Genomic DNA, 20,957 nt, shown 5'->3' on the forward strand with positions numbered 1-20,957 from the left:
TTACAACTATCAACTGTCAACTGTCAACTGTCAACTGCTATAAAACCCCAAAAACCATGACAACAGATGCTTTCTTTGAACAACTAAAACACCCGAATCCTCATCTGCGCGATCGGGCAATGTTTGAAATTGCCGATTCCCGCGATGAAAATACAATTTCTCGACTCGTGGGCATTTTAGATGAAGAAGATGTCACCTATCGTCGGGCGGCCGTAAAAGCCTTGGGCGTGATTGGTGAAGATGCCGTGCCATCGGTGGTGGACGCATTGTTAAACAGTGATAATGTGACTGTGCGAGGGAGTGCGGCGAAGGTATTGGCACAAATTGCGATTAATTATCCAGAGTTGCCGTTCCCTGAAGCGGGCTTGCAGGGATTAAAAAAGGCGATCGACGATCCGAATCCTGTGGTTAATATTGCTTCAGTGATGGCATTGGGGCAGATGGGTTCAAGAGCTTTTGAGATTTTGGTGGAGTCGCTGAAAACAACGGATAATGTGGCAGTACAGGTGGCGATCGTGAATGCTCTTGCTTCTGTGGGCGATCGACGTTGTTTAGAAGTTCTGACCACATTTGCCAATGATGAATCGGTGGATTCCTATGTGCGGGAATCAGCCACAAGTTCTTTATCGCGGTTGGATTTGGTGATGAATTATAAGCGTGCAGATAGTTAGATTTAGTGAGATTTTTAGGCTCGCTCTCGATCGCACACAGCACTTGCAGCCAACAAAGCGCGGTTAGAGTTGACGCAATCTGTCGAGCTTTTTTAACTGTTGTGACTGTTCTTGCAATCGAGTTTCGAGCCTCTGACACACAAGTTCGCATAAATCAAAAATCATCGGGTCAGTGATTTGATAGTAAACACTGACTCCCTGCGGCTGCCGTTGAACGATGCCTGCCTGGGTCAAAATCTTGAGGTGCTTGGAAACATTGGCTTGCCCCAGCCCTGTTTCTTGAATGATTTCAGTGACATTTTTAGCATTATTTTTGAGCGCGCACAGCACTTGCAACCGGCTCAGGTCTGATAAAACTTTGAAGTAGTCAGCAATCTGAGCGAGAGCGGAAACTGGGATTTGAGACATAAGGACGAGTGAATTAATTTTGAGCAAGGCTTGCTTTATCGAATATACTACTATATAGTAATATTATCAGCAAACTAGATGGTAGGAGACTGATGGCTATGCTGTTTCGTCAACTTTTTGACCGGGAAAGCAGTACCTATACTTATCTGATAGCCGATCGCGCTTCCGCAGAAGCCCTATTGGTCGATTCAGTGTTGGAACAGGTTGAGCGAGATCTCAAATTGCTGAAAGAACTGGGTTTGACATTGCGTTATTGCTTGGAAACTCATGTTCATGCCGATCACATTACCAGTGCATCTCAACTGCGGGAATTAACAGGCTGTGTGAGTGTGGTTCCAGCCCAAGCACAGGTTAACTGTGCAGACCGTTTTATCTACCCAGGGGAAACGCTACAGGTTGGAACGGTGGAAGTGAAGGCGATCGCCACGCCAGGGCACACAGATAGCCACATGGCATACATCGTCAATGGAACTCACTTGCTGACCGGGGATGCGTTATTGATCCGTGGCTGTGGACGCACGGATTTTCAAAGCGGGGACGCCGGAACCTTGTTTGATTCTGTCACTCAAAGATTATTTACCTTGCCTGATTCTACCTCGATCTATCCAGGACACGACTATCGCGGGCAAACTGTTTCTTCCATTGAGGAAGAAAAACGCTGGAACCCTAGGTTTACAGGGCGCAGCCGGGATGAGTTTATTGAATTTATGAATGCACTGAATCTGCCCAACCCTCAAAAAATGATGGAAGCTGTGCCAGCTAATGAACGGTGTGGCAACCTAACCTCAATTTCTGCCTAGACCTTCGATCTATTTTATTTGGAGTACAACTATGACACTGACTAACGATTCTCAACTTCAAGAAATTGATGCTCAAACCTTGAAACAATTGCTTGAGGAAAACGCCGTAACTTTAGTGGATGTTCGGGAAGCTGCCGAATATGCAACTGAACGTATTCCCGGCGCAAAATTGCATCCACTTTCACAGTTCGATCCACTTCAATTACGACCGTCTGCAGGACAAAAACTCGTTCTCTACTGTCAATCGGGAAATCGCTCTGCCAAAGCCGCCAGAAAATGTTTAGACGCAGGATTCAATTCTGTGATTCATCTGCGTGGCGGAATTCCTACTTGGAAGAATGCAGGCTATCGCATTGAAAAAAGTCAAAATGCGCCGATTAGCTTGTTTCGACAGGTGCAGATTGTTGCAGGCTCATTGGTTGTGCTGGGAACAGTTTTAGGGGTGTTTGTCTCACCTAATTTTTTACTTCTGAGTGGATTTGTGGGTGCTGGCTTAGTGTTTGCTGGAATCACTAACACCTGTGCGATGGGAATGCTACTGGCAAAGTTACCTTACAACCAACAAGCCGGAAATAAATCATGATCTGGATAATTGGACATTTCCTGGCAGTTTGCATTGGTGTGAGTTTAGGCTTGTTGGGCGGTGGTGGTTCTGTGCTAGCACTGCCTGTGCTGGTTTATGTGATGGGTGTGGCGCCTAAACCTGCGATCGCCATGACTTTGATTATTGTCGGGACTGTTAGCTTGTTGGGCAGCATTCCCCACGGGCGGCGCGGTAATCTTAATCTCAAAACCGCAGTTATTTTTGGAACTGCAACCATGTTGGGGGCTTACCTCGGTGCAAGAATTGCCACGCTGCCGTTGATTACCAGCGCATTCCAGATGACCCTATTTGGATTGTCGATGCTGATTGCTGCAGGCTTGATGATTTATCGCACCACCTTGTCAAAGAACGTATCTAGTAAGGATGATATAGAGGCTATCCAGTATGTCAAACCTGTTTGCAAATACTGCTGGCTATGGCTGATGACTGAAGGGATTGCAGTAGGGATTTTGACAGGATTAGTCGGTGTGGGGGGCGGGTTTGCGATCGTCCCTGCCTTGGTTTTATTGGGAAACGTACCCATGCGACAGGCGATCGGGACTTCTCTGCTAATTATTGCGTGTAATTCGGTCGCGGGTTTGCTAGGTTATTTAGGGCATATTTCCTTAGACTGGAATCTCACGGTTTCATTCACCTTTTTAGCTGGATGCGGAACGGTGATGGGGGCTTATCTTGCACAGTTTATTCCAGCGCAACAACTTCAAAAAGGGTTCGGTTACTTCCTGCTATTAGTCGCCACATTCGTATTAGTCCAAAATCGTGATAGCTTACAGGGAATCAAAAAGTCATCTGCTGACGGGCCACCTCACAACGCACTTTCTGCAGACGGACGGGAGATGTCGGCTGTGATGCCGAGGTGATCTGCCGCCACTCCTCTTAGCCCTGAGCTCGCGATCGCCATACCCCATACTTCAAAATTACCATAAGGTCGATCGCCTTTCAATTCAATGCGATCTCTTAGTTTCTCGGGTTATTGTTATGCCAAGAGTGCGATGTTTGTCAAGGGCGATCGCGCCGAGCACCGACACGATCGAGAGGACACGGCAGTGTCCTTGGACTACCGCGATTAATTGTAGTCCAAGGGCACTGCCGTGTCCTGGTTGTGGGTAATATTAATTCCGATGCTACCGGATTTGATATGAGGTATCATATTTACAGTGTAACTGATAGCTAGACTTGATAATTAAGAACTAAATCAAGTGCAAAAAATTCATAAAAATGAAGAGAAATAGAGGCGTACAGAAGCAATTGCACCCAGATTTTTCCACGATGTCTATTCATCAATACAACTGATTTTTGTCTGTTTAGGACTACGGGAAATACCAATAACAACTACTCATCTGGTTTGTCTTTGCAAAGCCAATTTTTGATAGTTCTGTCGAATAGGAATCTGAATGATGAACTCTGCCCCCTGACCGGGATGAGAAACACATTTCAACTGTCCCCGGTGTTTTTCTACCACAATCTGGTAGCTGATTGACAGCCCCAGACCGGTGTTCTTCCCTACGGGTTTCGTGGTGAAGAAGGGGTCGAACAGCCGCCGGTTCACTTCCTCTGTCATACCGGGGCCATTGTCGCAAATGCGAATCACAACAAATTGGGGACTTTTCCGGGTTGGGTCGAGGTTGGGGGAATCCACCTCAGCCGAAGAAACTGTAGAGCTTTCCGCAAGGGGGGGATTGGAAATCGGGGATTTTTCTTCTTCCCCATACCCCACTGAGGTGCGAATTGCGATCGCCCGCGGCCCCCTTTGGTCATTGAGAGTGTCAATCGCATTCGCCAGTATACTTACAAACACCTGGTTCAGTAGGCCGGCAGAGCACTCCACCAGCGGCAGCGGGCCGTACTCTTTAATGATTTGAATAGCAGGCTGGTCTAATTTGGCTTGCAGTCGGTGCTGCAAAATCAGTAGGGTGTTATCGATGCCCTCATGGATATCGACCTCTTTCATTTCCGCTTCATCCAGTCGCGAGAAGTTTCGCAGGGAGAGGACAATTTTGCGAATTCGGTCTGCCCCCACCTTCATCGAATCCAGCACTTTGGGTAAGTCTTCCATCAAGAAATCTAATTCGATTGCCTCAATATCCTCAACAATTACTGCTGTGGGATGGGGGTATTGTTCTTGATAGAGTTTCACCAGTCCTAGTATGTCTTCACAATAAGTCCTGACGTGACTCAGGTTGCCATATATGAAGTTAATCGGGTTATTGATTTCGTGGGCCACCCCTGCCACCATCTGTCCGAGGGAGGACATTTTCTCAGTCTGAATGAGCTGGGTCTGGGTGCGCTTGAGTTCTTCAAAAGAAAGCTCTAGTTGTTCGGCTTGTTTTTTTAATTGCGCTTCTGATATTCGCAGAGCTTGCTCTATCTGCACGCGATCGCGAATTTCCTGGCTCAGGAGCAGATTTTTTTCATTTAATTCCTGCGTCCTCTCTTCCACTTTATGCTCTAAAGTCCGGCTGTAATCTTCTAATTGCTCATTGGCTTGTTTCAGGCTGTCAGTCGCCTCAGACAAATTGGCATATAGTCGGGCATTTTCCAGGGAAATCGCCGCTTGAGAACAGATCGCGGTTAAAACTTCCAGGCGATCGGGAGTAAACGCACTCCTTGTCAGATTATTTTCCAAGTAAAGCAGACCAATGAGCTTTCCTTTATGGACGACCGGCATACATAAAACTGACTTGGGTTGGGCGTTAACAATATAGCTATCCCTGGTAAAAATTCCCTCCTGACTTGCATCATTTAATACCACATTTTTCTGAGTTCGCGCCACATAATTTAGTATAGAAAACGGCAATTTCTGACTCGTTTCTATGGGTGTGGATTGCAGCACTAATACCTCATTATTATCTATGCTTGCCGTCCCTTCTACCACCAGTTGACCATCTTTTTCTAAAATTAAGTAACTTTTTTCAGCCCCAGCATTCTCAATGGCAATTTTCAATAACTTAGAAAGCAGACTTTCCAGAACAATTTCGCCAGAAATAGCTTGAGAAGATTTCATCACAGAGGCGAAATCCAGCGCCGCAAAACTCCCCGTAGTCGTCGCGCTAGTTGTCCGTGATACGTCGAGGCTGGAAGCTTCTTTAGTCAGTAGTCGCGAGAAGAATTCAGGATATTCTTCTGATAAATCCTGCACTTTTGCTTTGGCTCCCCAGCGAATATAGCCATAGTAAGCATCCGTCAAATAAATCTCTGCTATCTTCTCCCGCCCGCGACAGAAATAAAACTCGGCGGCCCGTTCATTAGCTATGGCTTCTTCATGAATGTATCCCTGTTCTCTGGCTCCTTGAATGCTAGCATCATAATACTCCATCGCTTTGCCAATTTTACCCAATACCCGCGCTTTCTCTGCCTCCACTAACTCATACTTGTGTTGATAATTCATCGGCCCATGTATAGCCCATTGCTGCATTTTTTCCTGATTTTTCGCCACTTGCTTCAAGGATTCTTTTTGTTCACTGCTGGAAACTTGGCGATATTGAGCAAGGAGAGCCAGAGAATAGTAAAAATTGTGTTCCGCACCACTCATCAGACCGGGCACACCATCTTTGTATTTTTCGGCTTCGCGGGCGCTTTTTACTGACCGACCGTAATCTTTCAACAAGTAAAATCGAATCACTTTTGTCAGGTAAGCAACAAAAATAAACATATGTTTATTGTCGGCAATAGATTGTTGCAGGAGTTCTTCTTCATTCAAAAATTCGCCTTCGATCGTATATTCTTCTTCAGGGGCATCGAGTAATTGTAATACCATTACTCTCCATGTTTTTAAATAACGAATATGGGAATCTTGTTTAATATTTAGAAGTATATTAAGATATTGCGCCTGCTTCTGAGCCACAAACTCCAGCGGTTGACCTGTAAAAAGTATATGATCGCAATAGTAGATAGAATTATAACCAACATACTCTAAACTTCCCGTTTCCAGACCGCTTTTTATTCCGTCAAGCAATGGTGCTAAGGTTTCTTTTCCATGCTCTTTCCAGTGTCTAATATGAGCATTAAAAACTACATATACGTGAGATTTGATTTCCCGGGCATCAAATCGATCCAACAAATTTAAAGCTAGCTGTCCAAAGCGATATCCTACTTCAATTTCACCCAGAGGTCCGCACAAAAATAAGCCATAAATCCCATAGCCGGAAGCGGCCTGGGGTGAATTACCATATTGAATACAAAGATGAATCATTGTAAATGGAAATTGCGGAAATAAGGCAGGAGTCACATGATGAGCAAGAGGGGCGGATTTCCATAATATCCCCATAGCCACCAGCTTATTGATATCCGTCATTTCTGGCAGATTAGCTAACGCCTCAGTATTCATCTCTTGTGGAGGTTCCGAACAAAGGGAGACACCCAGCATACCCAAAACTTGCAGCCCGATATCTAACGCGACTTGCATCTGGTTTTGCAGGGAATAAAACTGCATTTGGATTTCATAAACTTTGACTTTTTCTAGCAGAGTTTTCGTGTGCTTGAGAGCCTCCTCAGACAGCATTTTTGCTCGCTCGAAGTTGGTATTTAGAAATTCCACCGCCGCCGCTTCCGCATACAGAGGGAATGTCAGGTCATACAGAGTTTCCCAGCTATCTTCTCTGAGGAGTTCTAGCCCCATCCGTAGTTGTCGGGCGGCAGTTTCATAAGCTGTTGCTGCCTTAGCTTTTTTGCCTGCTATCAAATTTAATCGGGCTAGACGCTCTTTTTTTGCCCGATCCGTGATGAAGTCAGCCCCAACATTTAACTGATTGACAATCTCAAAAATATTTTCTTCAATCTCCTCTGCTGGAGTATGCTCTAGTAGCAGTTCACCGATTTTCAGGTGGGTCTGTTGTTTCTGAGATTCGGGAATAAGAGAATACGCCGCTTGCTGCACCCGGTCATGGAGAAATTTGTAAGCGATAGGCGCGTGATGGCTGTAAGGCAAAGGGTCAGGTGAGCATGATAGCAGAGGACAATCTGGAACTATTCTCTCCTTGACTTCCCTGCTCATTTCATCAGAGGTAAAAAGGAGAGGGATTTTGTAGGCTTCGCTCAGAGGCAAAACCAAGCCAGCCTGAAGCGCTTCCCAGAAATCAGCCGCCGTTTCCGACTCAGATTTTTCATTGACAATAGCCAGAACGTCTAAATTAAATTTGTCTCCAATACAGGCGGCTAACTTTAAGATATCCTGCGTCTCCTCCGAGAGTTTTTGAATATTTCTGGCAATCAGTTCGACGACATTATAATCCGTGATTCCTACTGCTTGAATTTGGTTCAATGACCACTGCCAGCACCCAGCACTGAATTCAAAGGTCAATAGCTTTTCTTGATGCAGAGTGGCGAACATCTGAGTCAAGAAGAAAGGATTGCCCTGGGTTTTATTGAAAAGTAGCTCGGACAATTCAGAAACCCGGTTTCTCGGAACAGAAGACTCATTCAGGGTATTCGCTACCAGCAAGCTGACGTTGCCAAGATCCAAAGGACGGAGGGTGATATGATTTACAACCGCCCCATTCTTTTGAATCTCATCTAACGTCAGCATCAACGGATGCGTCGGACTAACTTCGTTATCTCGATAGGCTCCCATCAGCAGTAAATACTGGCTGTCCGGGTCACAAATCAGCAGATGAATCAACTTGAGCGATGCCGAATCAGCCCACTGTAAGTCATCCAAAAAGACGACGAGGGGGTGTGAGGGTTTAGTAAATACATGAATGAATTCTTTAAACACCCGATTAAAGCGATTCTGGGATTCAAATGGCCCCAATTGCGGAACCGATCCTTGAGGCCCGACAATCAGTTCGACTTCGGGAATGACATCTACTATGACTTGGCCATTTGAGCCTAAAGCTTCTAAAAGTTGCTCTTTCCAAATCGCTAGTTTTTCTGAACTTTCTGTTAACAGATGCCGCATCAAGTCGGCGAAAGCTTGAATCAAAGAAGCATAAGGAATATTTCGCTTTAATTGGTCAAATTTACCGGAGATAAAATACCCGCGCTGCCTGACAATCGGTTTTTGAACTTCATTCACTAAGCAAGATTTGCCAATCCCCGAGTAACCGCTCACTAGCATCATTTCGCTGGTTCCCCCGGAGACTCGCTCAAAGGCTGCCATCAAAGTGGCTACTTCTTGCTCGCGACCATAGAGCTTTTGCGGGATGATAAATTGTCCAAATTTATCCCTCTTACCGATGGGAAAGTTGTCAATTTTACCCAGGGTTTGCAGTTGATGACGGCATATTTCTAGATCAGCTTTTAGTCCCCTAGCGCTTTGGTATCTGTCTTCAGCAGTTTTGGCTAATAATTTCATTACAATGTCAGAAATTGCTTGGGGAATCTCACCGATTTGCTGATGGGGTGGCACTGGTCTTTTAGCGATATGGCAGTGAATTAATTCCAGGATGTCGGTGGCTTGATGCGGCCGCTTTCCAGTTAGCATTTCGTAAAAGGTGACACCTAATGAGTAAAAGTCGGTGCGGTAGTCCATCGATCGATTCATCCGCCCGGTTTGTTCTGGGGACATATAGGCAAGGGTGCCTTCTAGCAAGTTGGGATTGCTGAGGGTCTGGTTTTCTCGCTCTAGGTGCGTGGCAATGCTAAAATCGATGATTTTTATTTGACCTGTTTTGGGGTTGATAATAATATTCTGCGGTTTAATATCTTTATGAATAATCTTGTTTTCATGGAGTTGAGCTATGGTCTCTGCTAGATGAATTGCCAGACTCAGAAATTCGCTGATTTCAAGGTGTTTAGCTGCGATTAGGTTTTTCAGGGAGTCCCCCCCAAAATCTTCTAAGATCAGCGCCAGACCGTTATTATGCTTTTCCAAAGAGTAAGCTTTGATAATCCCTGCCATGTCCAGAGTTTTGAGAATTTTATATTCATGCTTCAATCGTGCGATTTCTTCTATTGTGGGATACTCGGATTTGAGGGTTTTTACTATAACCGGGATTAGGTCGGACTCCCTAACCCCGCGATAAATAACTGTATTGACACCTTCATGAATGGGCAACGATAAGAGTTTGTAACCGGGCAGCGTGGTTTTCATATTCGTTTTTTCGATGAGTACGATTATTCTGGCCTGGAATTGATAGAGGGAAATCTGAAACGGCGATGTTCGATCGCCTGTAGGGAAAAATTAAACTAGCAGGGAATCAGCTTGTTAGCAAGTGGCAATATTTTCTGTGCTCATTAAATGCTAATGTGCATCAGGGTCTAATGTTTAATTAGAACTATAATACCTATGCTGGAGTTGGATAAGCAAGAATTGGCGCTTGGACAAGCGCCTCCAGATAAATTATGCGATCGCCCTACCTAAAGTATCTGTTTAAAGTTCTCTGAACTTACTCCGCACAGACGCTTAAATTTTTGAGAACTCAGGTTTTTTATTACATCCCAGTAGCTGATTATCTGTCTGTCCCTGAATTATTCCAAATTAGGATTATACATCCTACTACAACCTATTTGCAGCAATTCTACCGGGCGCGATCGTTGTTCTTACCAGGGTACAAGTCGCGAGATCCTTGCCTACTTTTTTAAGAGGTCTATTGTAAGAGTGTGCTAGCCATGACTGAATTACTTGAGCGCGCGTTAGCGGAGCCCTTGAAGAGGATCATCGCTAAGTTGAAAACCTGGTCTGTAAGTGAGCAAGATGCGTAAGCGTTGCCCGCCCATACGGGGGCTACGCCAACGAAGAGGATCGCCTCAATGACTGTGGAAGAACTTGAAGATGATACCAGAGGGGAACCACCAAATGCTCGTTCTTCCGACGCTCTTACCAAACTTGCAGCCTCAGCAATGGCTGAGTATCCGCCAGGTAAAACCCAAGAACTCGCTCCAGAAACATTGTGAATTCGCCTCATAAAGCCCACGTCCGTAACAGGATCAAAAGTTACAAAAAATGGGGAATGTATGGAAACCATCCTTTGGAGTCGTGAAGAAGTCTCGCCTCGTACCAAACATTTATATGAGAGCAGCATCCGCCCTAAAATTGACTGAGAAGACAATGTTGGCAAGATCGTCATCATGGATCTAGAAACAGCCGACTATAAAGTTGATGAAACTGGTTTACAGGCTGCTGATTACCTGAGTGCGAAACATCCAAATGCTAGACTCTAGGGTATCCGTATTGGATCTAAACTTGCAGCATCTCTAGGTAGTGTCATTGAGCCTCACTCTAAGTGATTTCACGTATGGTAGGTGATGGATATGCTAAACTTAAGTTTATTGGATTTTGCTTGAAAGTCAAGCTGTTTAAGTTTAAATTTATGAGAACGTTTACAGCGGTGGTTCCGAAAGACCCTGACACTGATTTATATGTAGTCTATGTTTCCGGTTTCTAAGAGAGCACATTCTCAAGGATAAACTTTAGACGACATACAAGCGAACTTACGTGAAGCGAGCGAAATGTTGTTGGAAGATGAGCATCTAGCCTTAAATCGACCTTCTATTCAGTACGAGCTTCAATTAAGTACGATCGCTCTTTTAGTCTTTACCCTTAATTATTCTAGTTTCTATAGTTGCTACAATAGCAGCGAATACTAACCCGACTGCAACTCATGCTAAAAACCATCGAAGGTATTTGCATCACTTGCCAAACAATCCTATGATGGTTCATCATAATCTTGATGATTGTTTCGTTTCATTCTCCTAACTAAGCTAATATGCGATCGCTTGTATTGACTCTAGCTCTCATATGTTTAGCCACCCCCGCTGTTGCCGCAACCTGCGAGGAAAGCTTTCAAAAAAAGGGGGACTTTTTGAATGGTGCCGCCTTTTCTGCACGTGTTCAGGTTGAGGGGTTATCGATAGAGAGAGCATTTTCCCAATTACGACCAATTTTGGCCCGCGAGGGTATCAAGACTCTCAGCACGGATCTGAACTTAGGTGTAATGAAAGCCGAAAATCCCGCGACAGCATTTCAGCGTGCTTTGCCAATTGACGTATTTGCCTCAATGGACGGCAATCTATTAAATGTTGAGATGATCTTTACCCTTCCCAGTGGGGTGGGCGCAAGTAGGGATACCGTGAAGCGATACTTGTGCGGTGCGCTAAATCAATTGTTGCCCAAAACTACAAATTAATATGTAATCATTCATTTGATGAATATTAGTTTCCCACACTCGATCGCAATACCCCATACTTCAAAATTACCTACGGGCGATCGCACTTAATTGAAGAGCGATCGCTCTTGGGATTTCCAGCCTTAAGTTTATTGCTGGGTGTTCTGCACCAAGTTGGCTGGAGAGCTTTTTACGCTGGGCAAATTATATGTTGTGGAAAGCTGTGCAACCATTTCTGCACGAGACGAAACCTCAAGCTTGCGGAACATTCGCTTCAAAGCTTGCTTCACTGAATTCTCTGTAATCCAAAGTTCCCTCCCGATTCCTGCGTTGGTTCGCCCCAAAGCAACCAATTCGGCAATTTGCAATTCACGAGGCGTTAGGCGTGAGGTCTTCAAAGGTTGGTGTTGCGATTCCCTACGGGATAGCTCCGCCGCGCGTACTGTTGCAGCCCAAACAGACAAGTGCAAACAGATCGCACTCAAATCGGCTAGATTTTCTGTATCGAAGGCGGGCATTGACCGATCGCGCGTACAGCCCACTACACCCATTAATTGACCGCGACTGACAATCGGCCCCGCCATCACGTGCCAATGATCGGGTCGGGGACAAATTATTGTCCAAACCTTGGGAGATGCCACCAATGCTTCATGGACAGGAGAATGACGTTCCACTAAATAACGCGCAACAGGATTGTGTTCGATCGATAGCGCCACTTTCAATGTTTTCTGAAGCTTACTATCTACCAAGGGCAGTCGATCGAAGAAAAAGATTCCCGATCGCTTAGCTGCAAAATACTCGCCGATTTTGGGCACGACTTGCGATCGCAAATCTTGTTCGTCCTTTACCTGCTCGATCGCTTCAAATAAAAGCTGCAAGGAACTTTTCATGGTCGTGATGTCAACCGATTTTAGATTTTAGATTTTAGATTTTAGAATTGACCCCACGGAGGAATCCGGGGGCTTGTAACCAAATTGCTTGATTGTCAAAAAGAGTACCCGATCGAGGTCTAGAAGCATTGGCTTACTCGAATTATATTACTCTTACAGTCTCAAAAACAACTTGACATGACAACCTGTTCGGAAATCGATCGCGATCGCACTCCCGCACGTGGGATACTCATCAGCTTTTATGTGACTTCAATCATCTTTAATGTCTGCTTGATTGCTCAGTTATTAACGGTTGGAGTTGCCTACTTCAATAATCCTGCATGGTGGAATATTCATGTTTGGCTAGTGCGAGGTTATGGCGGATTGTCATTAGTATTACTGGGATGGTCGTTTGTCGCCCCATTTTCACGCAGAATACGAAATCTCGCCACAAGTTTGCCAGTGCTGCTTGGACTACAATTTGCCAGCATTCATCTCAAAAGTCCTCTTCACCTAGAGATACTCCATCCTCTGATTGGATTTACATTGCTCTATGTTTCTTCAAGCCTTGTACATCACATATCGCGCACTTTCTCGCCCACCAACAATCATAACCATCAAATTTGAGAGGTAAAAATGACGCAAGATACAATCTTCAGTCCCTTCTTTGCAACAGTGTTTCTCACATTCATCGTCTGGGTGTATATGTACATCCGCCGTATCAGTTTTATTACCAGTAGAAAGATCGCCCTGAATGAACTTGCTGTACCGGGCGCACTGGCACAAATTTCGCCACCAAGCGTATCCAATCCATCGGATAACCTAAAAAACCTGTTCGAGATTCCGGTACTTTTCTATGCGCTTGTCCTATACCTGTTCGTCACAAAGCAGGTCGATACAGTGTATGTGAACGCCGCGTGGGTATTCGTTGTGTTTCGCACATTGCATAGTGCTGTTCATTGCACATTCAATCTTATCATACTTCGGTTCTACCTCTACCTATTTGCCACGTTCGCGGTATGGTTCATCGCGATCCGCGCAGCACTTATCCACTTTGGAACAATCAATTAACCTCGTTCAAATGAGGTAGAAGTTATCAACAGTCGCCGAACAATGAGGGTGCAGCGGAAAGCGCACCCTGTTTCTGCGTGTGTGTTCCGGGTATTGCGGAGCGGTCTGCCACTTAACCGAGTCGTTAGATCGCAATACTTCAAAATTACCTACGGGCGATCGCCAAATGAATCTCGCCGATCGATCCAATTCATCTTAACAATATTTAACTTTTAAAAGTATCGAGAACCGGCGAATGTAGAAGACAATGGTTGAGTTTAAATTGATTCTGGCACTCATCTTCAGGTGCGATCGCGCGAAGGAGGAGTTTATGGGCATTCAAAACCCATCGTTCAGACGGAAAAAGTACCTTAAATTTCTGGGTGGTTCGGCTGTTGGGTTGGCGGGACTGCTGGCAGTCTGGATTGTGGGTGGCAACTATATCGCTTCTGTGCAGGAAAAAGAAATCGAGCAGGATTTAGCAGCTTATGCCCAACGGTTTCCCAAAACTGAGCCGAATGATGCGGCATTGAAGCTGGGGCCGTCCCTCGCTAAAGTGGGGCTCGTAGACTGGGGAAGTTTCTCTCAAGAATTAAATCAGTACCTAGACGCTGAGATTGCCAAACCAAACGATACCGTAAATCCACCTCCAGAGAAATTACAGCGCTATCTCGCCTCCAAGCAAACGGCTTTAGCAAAACTTCGCCAGCAGGTTTTAATAAATAATGAAGTGCCGCATTGGGGAACGGATATTACCTGGATTCTAGAAGGAGATATGACGGCTCCCCTACCCGCTTATTTATGGCAGGTTAATTTCCAAAAACTTTTAGCCCTAGACATTCTAGAAAAATACCGTAAAGGTCAGACGGAAGCAGCAGCAGAAATGCTGGAAGTATCCTGGAAAATCAACCAGCCTTTAACAGAAAGCCCCCTCCTAATCTCTCAACTTGTGGGTTTGATTGTGACTAAATATCCAGCAGGGGTGATGCGGAAAGTCGATCGCCTTCCGGCCCAGTGGCAGCAGCGCTTGCTGGAACGCGATTACCGCGAATCGGTATTGACATCCTTGCAGGGAGAATATTTGTCTAAGTTCAAATTTTCGCAAGACTTCGCTTGGAAATACTCGTGGTCTTCGATACTAGAAGCATCAGACCCTTTTAGTGGTCTGGGAATACTTTCACTATTTCAGACGGAAACGAACTATCCCCCAACTTTAAAAGACAAAATCTTAGACTGGACTTTATCTCATGTCCTGGTGTGGTTCAAGCCAGTAATCAAACCTTATGTTCGCTTTTGTGCGATCGATACTTATCACGCCTATAAACGATCGCTTGCAGCATCTCGCCAGCAGAATTTTTGCGCTTCTGATTCAGCCCCGGCAAAGGACTTCGCGTGGTGGAATTATATAGGTAGGACATCTACAAATTTACCCAGCCAAACCAGTAAAGCAGCCAAGTCTATGCTGGATTTGGAACTCACTCAGAAAATTCTGCAAGTCAAAGCACTAGCAGCCCAAACCGGAAAATGGCCGGCATCGGTTCCCGATATGAAATCGTCTATTTGTCCGGGCTCAAAATGGCTGTATCGCGTTGCTCCCGACGGTACGATGTCGATCTCGTTTAGCGAGAAACCCAAATGGTTGGAGGAGAGATTAAAATACAAAGGGCTACCATTTACCTATAGCGACAAGACACCGCCACAGCTCAAAAACCGAACATCTACCCGACCAAAGCGATGATGGCACATCCCCAACGACAGTTTGCGACCTTCCTCACCGTTGCCGTTCTCAGCAGTAGGTTCGCGCTGGCAACCGTTGGCGAAGCCTCGGGAAAAAGTGCCTCAGATCCCCAGATTTCCACGTACATCAAAAAGTTAAAAACCGATAAGGATTGGCGCCAGCGCAGTCAGGCAGCATCGGCATTAGGTGGGATGAGTTAGGAAGCCGATACGGTGGTTCCCGCTTTGATTGAAGCCTTGCAGGATAGAGATGAAGTTGTGCGCCTGCGAGCCACCTTGGCCTTATTGCTTTGTCTCGTTAGAAGACTCTTTTGCTCTCCATCCCTAATAGTTGAATCCACCGGGTTGCCTTCATCAAAAAAAATGAAAAGGTAAAAGCTTGTTTAAACCTATGAAAGGGTTAATTCAATATCTTTACGAAATCAAATTAGATAAAGCTATTCTCTGGTGCTAAGCTGTTACCCATTTAAACCATTAACGATCCAGGTAAGGTGCGTCAGCTAGAACACTTACTATACATGGGAAACGCTAATTTACGCTCCGCACCCTACTAAGCTAATCCGCATTTAAATTGCATAGTAAAATAAATCTTTTCCTTTGTGGGGTGGGCAGGAGAACCCGCCCTCAACATACAAATTAAATGCACAACAGCTTATCCTCCTTTAAATGCCGAACAGCTTATCTCATTTGGTATATTATAGTAGTTTGTTTTCATTTTGATCCTTCGGTAAAGATATGGATCGATTCAATTGGTATAAGTGCTGTAATCGGTACGGATCTGATGCTAAGTGTTTACTCTAGTAAAGGCAAAAGAGATAATTGGCAGGCATTCAGGTTATATCTCATGCCATTTTGTGTTTCAAGCTTCTCTGCTTTAATTAAACTTCGGGTATCGATCGTATTCATATCACCAAATATCACCGAAACAATAGTGTCAGTATCATGCTGCGGTCTATTTTTATCACTTATTTTAGCAGTCAAAGTATTCAAGAATAAATTTATTTAGCGGGACTATAAAATTGGTGAAAGCAGCATACATATGAAATTTGAGGTTGAAATTACCCCGATCGCCTTTAAGGGCGATCGAGCTTGTAGAGTTCTTACGCCTCCATGAAGCGATTGAATTGCTTATGGAAATTGCTTTCTTAATTTCTAGCCCGATAGTCCTTTGAGTGCGATCGCTTTTTGGTTGGGCGATCGCCAAGTTGTACTAAGCTGTCGCGCGTTTAAATTGTATATTCAGGGCGGGCGGGACGCCTACCCCACAAGACGGGGATTTTTTTTAACAGACAATTTAAATGTAGAACTGCTTATACTAGCCCCTGTAAAGCAATTACCAAGATCCCCAGACGAATATCGGCGGTAAGCGGGTTGCTAAAATCGGTCGATCGCGCTGGCATTTTTTGCCCTCAAATCCCTTTCTTTGGATTAATTGGCGTTGGAAATTCTGCCTTCTACTTTCTCCCTTGGGGCCACACAAACGGCGGGTAATGCCCTCCCTACCGTCAATTGTCAATAACCAATTATTAATTGTTAGGATTCCATGAGGAAGCCAAAAAGGTATATCATAACCTTAACCGGATCATTTCTTCCCAGATATGTTCTACTGTTCTAATCCCAGGTGCTCTAATCCTTTCAATCCCGACAACTCTAAATTTTGTCAAAGTTGCGGAGCTCAAGGCCTCAACCCTCTATTCAGAAACCGCTACCGCGTGATTCGACTGTTGGGCGAAGGGGGATTTGGCAGAACTTATGAAGCGGTAGATACCGATCGCATGGACGATCCCTGCGTAATTAAGCAGTTTGTACCCCAATTTCAAGGAACCTCAGCACTTGCAAAAGCCGCAGAATTGTTTAAGCAAGAAGCGAAACGACTTTACGAACTCGGCGAACATCCCCAAATTCCTCGATTAATTGCTTATTTTGAACAAGACAAGCGACTTTATTTAGTACAAGAGTTGATTGAGGGGCAAACTTTACTGGCTGAATTAACTCAGCAGGGTGTTTTTAGCGAAGAAAAAATTTGGCAGTTGCTGGCAGATGTACTGCCGATTTTGAAATTTGTGCACGATCGCCATGTCATTCACCGAGACATCAAACTTGAGAATATCATGCGGCGCCGCACCTCTGTTAGCTCCTCCCTGCCCAAGGCGGGAAATTTTCCGAATTCAGCTTTCCGAAGGGGAGGGCGGGGAGAGTTAGTTTTGATAGATTTCGGCATTTCCAAACAAGTGACGGGCTCCCTGATGAGCAAAGTAGGCACGACGGTAGGAACGCCCGGATATTCGCCGGTAGAACAAATGCGCGGTCAAGTTTTCCCCGGAAGCGATTTGTACAGTTTGGGAATAACTTGCCTGAGACTGCTAACTCAATGTTTGCCAAAAATTGACGGTTCCGATGACCTTTATGACCCGATAAACGGCGGGTGGATGTGGAGAGAACGGTTGCCCGCAGGCACAAAACTCAGCAGCAAGTTGACAAAAATTTTAGATAAGTTAATTGAAGATTATCTCAAAAATAGATATAAATCTGCTGATGAAGTAATCAAAGCTTTAAATCTCTATTCTTTACCTCCCCAACCCCCTTTTGTCAAGGGAGGACAACTTGCTTTAAATTCTGCTGTGACAAAGGGAGGCCCACTTGCTTTAAATTCTGCTGTGACAAAGGGAGGCGCGCTTGCTATCCATACTCCGGTCAATCAAAGCGGGCAAATCAATAGCAATATCTCTGTCAATCCCAGGGGAAAATCCAACACCAATGCGCCTCCGAACAAGGCATCGCAGAGAATTGCGGCTGTCAAAAGCACTTTTGAATTTCAGGTGGTGACAGTAGACAAGCGCGGGAAGCAAACTAATGTTAACAGCCGCCAAGCGCGTTTTTTTGAAGAACATCTTGGTAGCAGTACAGTCCTGGAAATGGTATCTGTTCCTGGCGGTACTTTCCTCATGGGTTCTCCAAAAGAGCGGGGTGACAGCGACGAAAAACCGCAGCACCCAGTAACTTTAGGCTCTTTCTATATTAGCAAATTTCCAGTCACTCAGGCCCAGTGGATAGCAGTTGCCGCCCTGCCGGAAATTAAAATATTTCTCAATCCCGATGCTGCCCGTTTTAAAGGTGCAAATCGACCTGTAGAAAATGTATCTTGGTACGAGGCTGTGGAGTTTTGCGATCGACTTTCTCGCAAAACAGGTAAGAATTATCGCTTGCCTAGCGAAGCCCAATGGGAATATGCTTGCCGGGGGCAAACTACGGGGCCGTTTCACTTTGGGGAAACGATTACCAGCGAGTTAGCCAATTACAACGGAAATTCTAATTACGCTGATGCGCCGAAGGGAGTTTATCGCTTTCAAACTACAGATGTTGGCAGTTTTAAACCTAATGCTTTTGGATTGTACGATTTCCACGGAAATGTTTGGGAATGGTGCGCGGATTCTTGGCACAATAATTATAACGGTGCGCCTGCTGATGGTAGCGTTTGGGAGTCTGACGGCGACTCTTCGCTGAGGTTGTTGCGGGGGGGTTCTTGGAACGATCATCCTCCTAATTGCCGAAGCGCGTGCCGCCTTAGATATCAGGCGGATTGTAAGGCTAGTATTGTGGGTTTTCGAGTGGTGGTTTCTGTTGCTCGATCTTGTGTTCGCACAGAGAAACCCGGTTTCTTGAAGAAACCGGGTTTCTGAATGGACGATCGCCCAAATTTTTGCCTTAACTAGCCTTCTTTTGAGGAGCGACTATGCGTTCCACACTCATAGCAGCCACGCTCAACGTCACCACAGCCATGCCGAGAATTGCCACAGGCTGCAACTTTTCATTGATAATTAGAAAACCGAAGAGTGCGGTCATTGCCGGCCCCAAAGTGCCAATTACTGACGCTAAGGCCGCCCCCGCAAAGCGGATGGCAAAATTATTCAAAAGATAGCTAAACAGCGTCAGCACCCCTAAAATAACGCCTCCTACAATCAAACCGGGCCAAACATTTTGGTCGATTTTAGGAGCAAAATTGTCCGACAGCGGTACCCACAAACTCAGGGAGGAAAATACAAAAATCGTGGCGAAATTAACTAAACTAAAAGGAATTGGGTGCAGCTTGCCCGCAGCCATTTGCGTCAGCAATACGTAACCTGCAAAGGTAATCCCAGAAGCCAGTGCCGCAGCGACTCCCACCCCGACATTGCCGCCGCCCGGAGCTGGGGCCGCAAAACTCGGCAACCCAGCTAAAATCAGACCTGCGGTAATCCCGAATATCGCCAAAAAACCGACTCTGCTGGGGCGAGAGCCAAACAAGATCCAAGAACCCAGTACGGTGACGATCGGGTAAATAAAGAAAATCGTAATCGCAATCCCGGCTGGAATATTGCCGATCGCCAAATAAATCAAAACCTGAGACAAAAACAGAAAAAATGCGCTTCCTAAAACCTTACTCCACAAAGCTCGATCGCCCGACTCGAACAACCGCCTAATATCTTTCCACACAGAAGGATACAGAAATGTCGCCAATATCGGCATCAAAGCCATCACCACGATCAGCCGCATCAACAAAATCAACAAAGAATTTCCAAAACCCGGAGTCACCACCCCCGGAAACTCAAACAAGCCAAAAACCACCCGAGGATTTTTGCTTTTAATCAGAATTCTTAAACAAACATTAAACAGCGACAATACAACAGCCGAAGACAACGCCAGCACCAAACCTGTCTGTACTTGAGAAGATGCTTTAACAGTTGCAGCAGGCGCTGAAGAAGGCTGTGACACGGGTTCTCGCGGCGCATCCGCAGGTGTTGGCTGCTGAAATTGCGGGCGGACAGAATTAACAGAATTATTTGATTCCTCGACATAGGAATCTTGAGCATCGAAAGGATTCTCAAGATATTCTTCTTCTGATTCGAGTTCTTCCCTGATGCGGTTGACGAGATTTTGTAACAACTCTTCCCCTTGCAGTTCCAGGGTTTTCATGTTGTTGAGCCGCACGGAAAGCTCGCTTTCATAGCTGCTCAAATCTTGTTCCAGCATCTGGAAACTGCGATCGATCCTTTCATCCAGCGCCGCCAGCAACTGCGAGGCCCGTTCGTCGTAGTTGCTCGGCGGCAAGGGTATCGGGAACTCGCCGCTGGGAATCGGGCTGCTGAGAGAATTTCCCGAGTTAGCGCTGAGTTCGTTGAACCGCTGCACCAACAAATCCTGCAAATTGTGAGCCAAAACTTGAGCCAACTGCTTCAGCCACAATTGCTGCTGCTGAATGTATCGCCCAGACAGAGATTCCATTTGCTGAGACTGCAATTTGCGATATTGCTCCCGGAGGTTTTCAATATCTTCAATCAGGTGATTTTTTTCAGTTTGCAGCCGAGTAATGTCTTGATTTAACTGGCCTTTGACATTTTCATGCAAAGCGTCCAGTTCTTGCATTACTGAGTGGAGGACTTCTTCTGCTGATTGTGCATCCTCTGGCTCGCCCTTTGACGAGTATACGTTCCGCTGCGCCATTAGCCTATAACCTCTAATTTAAACTGCACGTTCAGTGTTCTTAAGTATTGTGGCAAATCAGGTCGCCAGTTATAGTGAGTCGATCTAAAAGATTGCGAACACTGTTTAATCAATAGTAGTCGCTCAGTTGGAGATGTGAAAAATTTGCGTGAAGCAAAGCTATCCCGCTCTTAATCGCCCCAAGAACACTTTGTGCAATTAGAAATCATACTACAGCTTGACCTCTCCACGGATTGCTCCCGGTAATTCTCGCATCTAACTCACCCGATTGCACCCGACTCACAAACCTAAGA

At 45.4% G+C, this 20,957-nt stretch carries 17 protein-coding genes; 12 read left to right on the top strand and 5 right to left on the bottom strand.

Annotated elements, in window-relative coordinates:
- Positions 1–56 precede the first annotated feature (56 nt).
- Entirely contained in the window at positions 57–671 is a 615-nt protein-coding gene (locus tag OSC7112_RS05200) for a HEAT repeat domain-containing protein (RefSeq protein ID WP_015174919.1), read from the top strand.
- Positions 672–734: 63 nt separating this feature from the next.
- Here OSC7112_RS05200 and OSC7112_RS05205 read toward each other — a convergent pair whose 3' ends face one another.
- Entirely contained in the window at positions 735–1,079 is a 345-nt protein-coding gene (locus tag OSC7112_RS05205; RefSeq protein WP_015174920.1) for an ArsR/SmtB family transcription factor, read from the bottom strand.
- 98 nt (positions 1,080–1,177) lie between these two features.
- Here OSC7112_RS05205 and OSC7112_RS05210 point away from each other — a divergent pair, with 98 nt between their 5' ends.
- The 4 genes from OSC7112_RS05210 (at position 1,178) to OSC7112_RS41635 (ending at position 3,553) form a co-directional block, all read left to right on the top strand.
- Positions 1,178–1,879: an MBL fold metallo-hydrolase gene (locus tag OSC7112_RS05210; protein WP_015174921.1), complete on the top strand. Its 702-nt coding sequence runs from the start codon at positions 1,178–1,180 to the stop codon at positions 1,877–1,879.
- 31 nt (positions 1,880–1,910) lie between these two features.
- Entirely contained in the window at positions 1,911–2,462 is a 552-nt protein-coding gene (locus OSC7112_RS05215) for a rhodanese-like domain-containing protein (RefSeq protein WP_015174922.1), read from the top strand.
- The gene (locus OSC7112_RS05220) at positions 2,459–3,343 is read left to right on the top strand and encodes a sulfite exporter TauE/SafE family protein (RefSeq protein WP_015174923.1); all 885 of its coding nucleotides are present in this window, start codon (positions 2,459–2,461) and stop codon (positions 3,341–3,343) included. The genes OSC7112_RS05215 and OSC7112_RS05220 overlap by 4 nt, the downstream gene beginning before the upstream one ends.
- Before the next feature lie 87 nt (positions 3,344–3,430).
- Entirely contained in the window at positions 3,431–3,553 is a 123-nt protein-coding gene (locus OSC7112_RS41635) for a hypothetical protein (protein WP_263053583.1), read from the top strand.
- A gap of 266 nt (positions 3,554–3,819) precedes the next feature.
- On the opposite strand, the gene OSC7112_RS05225 is transcribed toward OSC7112_RS41635, so the two are convergent.
- Positions 3,820–9,513 (bottom strand): trifunctional serine/threonine-protein kinase/ATP-binding protein/sensor histidine kinase, encoded by a 5,694-nt coding sequence (locus tag OSC7112_RS05225; protein ID WP_015174924.1) that lies wholly within the window; start codon positions 9,511–9,513, stop codon positions 3,820–3,822.
- A gap of 659 nt (positions 9,514–10,172) precedes the next feature.
- On the opposite strand from OSC7112_RS05225, the gene OSC7112_RS40740 reads away from it, so the two are divergent.
- Together OSC7112_RS40740 and OSC7112_RS05240 are read left to right on the top strand one after the other, a co-directional pair.
- On the top strand, positions 10,173–10,316 hold the full coding sequence (locus OSC7112_RS40740) for a hypothetical protein (protein ID WP_223300765.1): 144 nt from the start codon (positions 10,173–10,175) through the stop codon (positions 10,314–10,316).
- A gap of 812 nt (positions 10,317–11,128) precedes the next feature.
- Positions 11,129–11,548 (top strand): hypothetical protein, encoded by a 420-nt coding sequence (locus OSC7112_RS05240; RefSeq protein WP_015174926.1) that lies wholly within the window; start codon positions 11,129–11,131, stop codon positions 11,546–11,548.
- A 128-nt stretch (positions 11,549–11,676) separates the two neighbouring features.
- Here the strand turns inward: OSC7112_RS05240 and OSC7112_RS05245 are convergent, their stop codons facing one another.
- Positions 11,677–12,417, bottom strand: a complete 741-nt coding sequence (locus OSC7112_RS05245; RefSeq protein WP_015174927.1) for a LuxR C-terminal-related transcriptional regulator — start codon at positions 12,415–12,417, stop codon at positions 11,677–11,679.
- Between the two features lie 177 nt (positions 12,418–12,594).
- On the opposite strand from OSC7112_RS05245, the gene OSC7112_RS35365 reads away from it, so the two are divergent.
- The 4 genes from OSC7112_RS35365 (at position 12,595) to OSC7112_RS39370 (ending at position 15,384) form a co-directional block, all read left to right on the top strand.
- Positions 12,595–13,023, top strand: a complete 429-nt coding sequence (locus tag OSC7112_RS35365) for a DUF6220 domain-containing protein (RefSeq protein ID WP_015174928.1) — start codon at positions 12,595–12,597, stop codon at positions 13,021–13,023.
- Between the two features lie 9 nt (positions 13,024–13,032).
- Complete coding sequence (locus OSC7112_RS05250) at positions 13,033–13,467, top strand: MAPEG family protein (protein ID WP_015174929.1); 435 nt, start codon at positions 13,033–13,035, stop codon at positions 13,465–13,467.
- Positions 13,468–13,714: 247 nt separating this feature from the next.
- Positions 13,715–15,184 carry a hypothetical protein gene (locus tag OSC7112_RS05255; RefSeq protein ID WP_041622379.1) on the top strand — a complete coding sequence of 490 codons (1,470 nt, stop codon included), beginning with the start codon at positions 13,715–13,717 and terminating at the stop codon, positions 15,182–15,184.
- On the top strand, positions 15,181–15,384 hold the full coding sequence (locus OSC7112_RS39370) for a hypothetical protein (protein WP_015174931.1): 204 nt from the start codon (positions 15,181–15,183) through the stop codon (positions 15,382–15,384). Before OSC7112_RS05255 ends, OSC7112_RS39370 begins: the two co-directional genes overlap by 4 nt.
- A 591-nt stretch (positions 15,385–15,975) precedes the next feature.
- On the opposite strand, the gene OSC7112_RS39375 is transcribed toward OSC7112_RS39370, so the two are convergent.
- Positions 15,976–16,164, bottom strand: coding sequence for a hypothetical protein (locus OSC7112_RS39375; RefSeq protein WP_190274331.1), 189 nt, complete (start codon positions 16,162–16,164; stop codon positions 15,976–15,978).
- Positions 16,165–16,781: 617 nt separating this feature from the next.
- Between OSC7112_RS39375 and OSC7112_RS05270 the strand changes: the two genes are divergently transcribed.
- Positions 16,782–18,863 (top strand): bifunctional serine/threonine-protein kinase/formylglycine-generating enzyme family protein, encoded by a 2,082-nt coding sequence (locus tag OSC7112_RS05270; RefSeq protein ID WP_015174932.1) that lies wholly within the window; start codon positions 16,782–16,784, stop codon positions 18,861–18,863.
- 25 nt (positions 18,864–18,888) lie between these two features.
- On the opposite strand, the gene OSC7112_RS05275 is transcribed toward OSC7112_RS05270, so the two are convergent.
- Entirely contained in the window at positions 18,889–20,664 is a 1,776-nt protein-coding gene (locus OSC7112_RS05275) for an EamA family transporter (RefSeq protein ID WP_015174933.1), read from the bottom strand.
- Positions 20,665–20,957: the final 293 nt, after the last annotated feature.

The sequence above is a fragment of the Oscillatoria nigro-viridis PCC 7112 genome (genome assembly GCF_000317475.1).
Lineage (GTDB): Bacteria > Cyanobacteriota > Cyanobacteriia > Cyanobacteriales > Microcoleaceae > Microcoleus > Microcoleus nigroviridis.